This window comes from Chryseobacterium sp. (assembly GCF_022712095.1).
Classification (GTDB): Bacteria; Bacteroidota; Bacteroidia; order Flavobacteriales; family Weeksellaceae; genus Chryseobacterium.
The window spans coordinates 1-4,411 of the sequence record NZ_JALAHD010000122.1 but is presented as its reverse complement, the minus strand read 5'-3'; the positions used below and the strand labels follow the sequence as shown (position 1 = coordinate 4,411).

At 32.6% G+C, this 4,411-nt stretch carries 4 protein-coding genes; all 4 read left to right on the top strand.

Annotated elements, in window-relative coordinates; translation table 11 throughout:
* The first annotated feature begins 75 nt into the window (after nucleotides 1-75).
* Nucleotides 76-516 (top strand): GPW/gp25 family protein, encoded by a 441-nt coding sequence (locus tag Q0A18_RS06140; protein WP_292009272.1) that lies wholly within the window; start codon nucleotides 76-78, stop codon nucleotides 514-516.
* A gap of 27 nt (nucleotides 517-543) precedes the next feature.
* The gene (locus Q0A18_RS06135; RefSeq protein WP_292009271.1) at nucleotides 544-2,418 is read left to right on the top strand and encodes a type VI secretion system baseplate subunit TssF; all 1,875 of its coding nucleotides are present in this window, start codon (nucleotides 544-546) and stop codon (nucleotides 2,416-2,418) included.
* A 33-nt stretch (nucleotides 2,419-2,451) separates the two neighbouring features.
* On the top strand, nucleotides 2,452-3,387 hold the full coding sequence (locus Q0A18_RS06130) for a DUF3829 domain-containing protein (protein ID WP_292009270.1): 936 nt from the start codon (nucleotides 2,452-2,454) through the stop codon (nucleotides 3,385-3,387).
* 104 nt (nucleotides 3,388-3,491) lie between these two features.
* Nucleotides 3,492-4,411 (top strand): hypothetical protein (locus tag Q0A18_RS06125; RefSeq protein WP_292009269.1); only part of this gene is annotated, 920 nt, incomplete at its 3' end.

Below are 4,411 nucleotides of genomic sequence, written 5' to 3'. Positions count from 1 at the left end.
GTTTTATTTTCTGAAAAATGTTTAACTTGGCCTTTTATTTAAGCAAATAATGATGATGTAAAAATTAATAACCTCATGGACACACCAAATTACAGAATGCCTTTTGTACCATCAACATTAATGACTGAAGGAGGGAGTATTGAAACCTGCGATATGGGAGAAAGTATTGCCCATAACATTATGTTGTTGATTACCACTAAAAGAGGCGAAAACAGATATGATGAAAATTACGGAAACGATGTATGGAATCTGGAATTCGATAATGGAGTTACAAGTGCTGTTTGGGAAAGCATATTCATAAAGAGTCTTAAAAGACAGATATTGGAATATGAACCCCGGATCGTTCAGCCGCAAATCCAGGCAAACGTGGAAATGGTTGAACACAACTATGATACTAAAGAACATACGGAAATCAAAAAAAAAGTAAGAATAGTTATCAATGCTAAAATGGAAGAGACTGGCGAGCGTTTCAGTTTTTCTACAGAGCTATTCTTAAGTCCTATGTCCATTGATTAATATTGATATTGTAACGTATTTAGAATTATGAATTTAGATCAGAATATCTATTCCAAAGAATCAGTAAAAGCGAGAATGCTTCAGAATGCAACCAAAGTCTGGGGATTAAAAAGTCCCCAATCTCTGGATCCTTTTGTAAAACTCCTGATTGATGCATTCAGTACAGAAGTTTTTAAGGCTAATAATGAAATTCAGACGGTTAATGCCCGTATTCTGGAAAAATTAGCCAAACTACTTACTCCATCTATTTATACGCATCCTATTCCTGCTCATGCAATTGCATTTACACAACCTTATGAAGCATCAGAAGTTTTATTAGAACACACGGAGTTTTTCTTTAGAAAACAGCTTACTTCCACTATAAAATCAGAATCGGATAAACAGCTTAATATTCCATTTACTCCGGTAGGAAATGTCATAATTAATAAACTGCAGACATCCGTTATGTTTGTAGGAAACACCTGTTACAGTATTGATGACAGATTAAATAAAATACCTATTGCCAGATTTCAGGGGCAGCCTTCAGATTACAGGAAGGTAACCATAGGCGTAGATGCATCGAAATATACTCATGAGAATTTTCCAAAATCACTGAGCATATACTGCTCTAATCCGTCTTTTGAGCATCTGGATTTTGTATATAAACTTTTACCTTACATAACAGTTACAAGTAACTCTAACCCGTTATTTGTAAAAGAAGGTTTGTCTTATGTGAAAAATGTTCAGCAGGATGGTTATGAGCAAATGTTCCATGAGCAGTCTATCAAAACTAAAACTGTTGAGGATATAAGGAGTATTTATAACCACAGGTTTATTGAAATCACAGGCATTTCAAACAACTTGATTAAAGAAGCAGGAAAGCTTCCTCAGAATCTTGAATTTTTAGAAGGAAGAGAGGAAATAGAAAAATATCTGGATGGAAAACCTTATTTATGGCTCACTTTTGAATTCCCTCCACAGTTTACAGCAGAAACACTGGACAATTTTTCATTTGTATTAAATGCTTTTCCAATCTATAACAGAGGCTGGAAGAAAACGGAATATAGCCTGGATATTATGGGAAATAATATTCCTTTGATTACAGATGAAGGAGAGCATTTTTTATATATTGATGAAGTACAGGACGGTGAAGGCAGGAAATATACAGAGATTCCTTTCAGTTCCGGAGATGATCTTAAAAAAGGCCTATACACGGTTAGAAAAGGCGGGATGGAACGTTTTACGAACAGAAATGCTGTCGATATGATTGCTCACGTGCTTGAACTGACCCGCGATGAAATAGCAGCATTTTCCCTGTTAAACAGAGATAATGTAAAAGGAGTTTTAGGCGAAATGTCTGATAAAATGAAGTCTATGGTTCAAAAAGTAAATAATGCTAAAAGAAATATTAAGCAGGAGCTGAATTACGTCATTATGGAGCCTGTAGAAAAAACGGATCATACCTATGCTTCATTTTGGATAACTCACTGTACATTGGCTAACCATATGCGTCCGGGAACTGAACTTTCCAATCAGCTTAAATCTCAGTCTCTGGTCCTTCTTACCGAAACCATTGGTGGTGCGGAAGAGCAAAAGGGAACAGACAGTATTCAGGCCTATAAATATGCTTTAACCACTAGGGATAAAATTATTTCTCTTGAAGATGTTAAAAACTACTGCCGAATGGTTCTGAAAGATGAGCTAAAAGAAGTAAGGGTTAAAAGGGGAACAATGATAAGTAGTAAACCGCGGGAAGGATTTATACGTACTGTAGAAATAGAAATAGTGCCTCAGAATTATGCTTTCTATGGAAGAGTATATTGGGAAAATATGGCGAATGTCCTACGGAATCAGATTATTTCCAAAGCTATAGACGGTATTGAATATCTTGTAAAGATTAATAATGAAGATGCAGAAGTATAAATTAAAAAACATAAAACCTAAAAAAATAAAAGCATGAAAAAAGTAGTCGTATTAGTATTAGCCCTATCATTAAGCTTGGCTAATATAAGCTGTAAAAAGAGTGTAAAAGAGTTGGAAAAAGCTGTAGCCAATGTAAATATTGATAGTTCAAAAGATGCCAATGCCATTATTGATTTCAACAATAATTTTATAGACTCTTATAAAAATGCTTCTAATCATATAGAAGGTATCGTGAAATATTCAAATGCAGCGGTTATTAAAGCAAAAGGAGGAGATGTTTTGATGATGCCAATGGTAATGGGGATAATGGATTATTCTTTTAGTAAAATTAAAGGAGTTCCGTCAGGATTTGGTAAAGATAAAAAAAGTATAGAAGCAGATTTTAAAATATATACTGAGAAGAAAGAAGCTATATCAAAAAAATATGAAGAGCTTAAATCTTATATCAGTGCAGAAGATTTCAAAGATGACAAAGGAGCAAAGGCAGAAGCTATTCAAAAAGAAATTGAAGAGAATGCTAAGGCCTTTTTTATTGCCGGAGAAAATATTCTCGCTAAAATAAAGCCTGCCACTGATGAAGCGGAAAATATAATTCTTAAAGACCACCCTTTGAAAGATTATATTTTATCTTCTAAAAGTATTATGAATTCATTGGATGATATATTCGGGACCATTGACAAGCAGTATTCAGGACAATTTAATGAGGCTGAGCTTCAGAAGAAGTATGATGAATTTGAAAAAGCTGTAAATGCTAATTCTCAAATGGAATTTAAAGTAAAAGACGGACAGTATTCTCATAAGAAAACTCAGTTTGATAACTTTAACAAACAAAGTACAGAATTTTTGGGAAGCTTTAGAAAGTTGATTAGAGATGCTAAAGAATCTGGAAAAATTACTGATGGAGATCTTAGTATAATAGAATCTTCTTATAATTCTGTATTGAGCTCATATAATTCTTTTGTAAAGTAGTAAAAGATTGATTTTTAATATGGGGAACAATTTTATTAAAATTGTTCCTTTTTTATTATTAATGAATAGAAGATTAAATACTTCCCTAAAATTTAATATACATTATGAAAAAAATAAGAAAGATTGTGGTGCTTGCATTAGCTTTATCATTAAATGTGACTAATATAAGCTGTAAAAAAAGTATAAATGATTTGGAGAAAGCAGTATCAGGTTTTGGTAGTTTAAATGATGCAGATACTATAATAGAATTTAATAACAATTTTATAGATTCTTATAGGAAAACTTCAAATCGGATTGAATCTATATTAAAGTACGCTGGGGAAGCTTATCTTAAGGCTCAGGGAAAAAGCAACTACATGATGCCCGAAGTATTGACTAATACAGATTATTCCTTTGGGAAAATTACAAAAATATCTTCAGGATTTGGGGATGAAAAAGCCACTCTGGAAAAAGAATTTAAAAACTATTCAGAGAAAAGAGCTCTTATTGATAAGAAATTTGAAGAACTTCAATCCTATATGAAAGCAGAAGACTATAAAGATGATAAAGGAGCAAAAGCAGGAGTTTTACTTAATGAAATAGAAGAACATTCTAACTCTTTAATGACTTCGGCAGAAAATATTCTTGTAAAAATAAAACCGATAGCTGAAGAAGCTGAAAAAATGACTCTTAAAAATGACCCTTTAAAAGAGTATATTTTTTCCTCAAAAAAAATGATGGATACATTGGATGTGCTAATTAATGAAGTAGATAGACAGCATACTTCAGGAAGGTTTAATGAAGCTGAAGCACAGAAAAAATATAATGAGCTGGCTAAGGCATTAGAAGTGAATTCAAAGTTGGAATTTAAGGTGAAAGATCAGCAATATGCTCATAAAAAGATGTTGTTAGATAGTCTTAATGAAATGACAAAAATTTTTTTAGAGGTTTATAAAAACTATATCACGAATGCCAAATCTTCTGGTAAAATTTCTGATGAAAATGCCAATATGGTATATTCAGCATACGATCAAGTTATTAATGC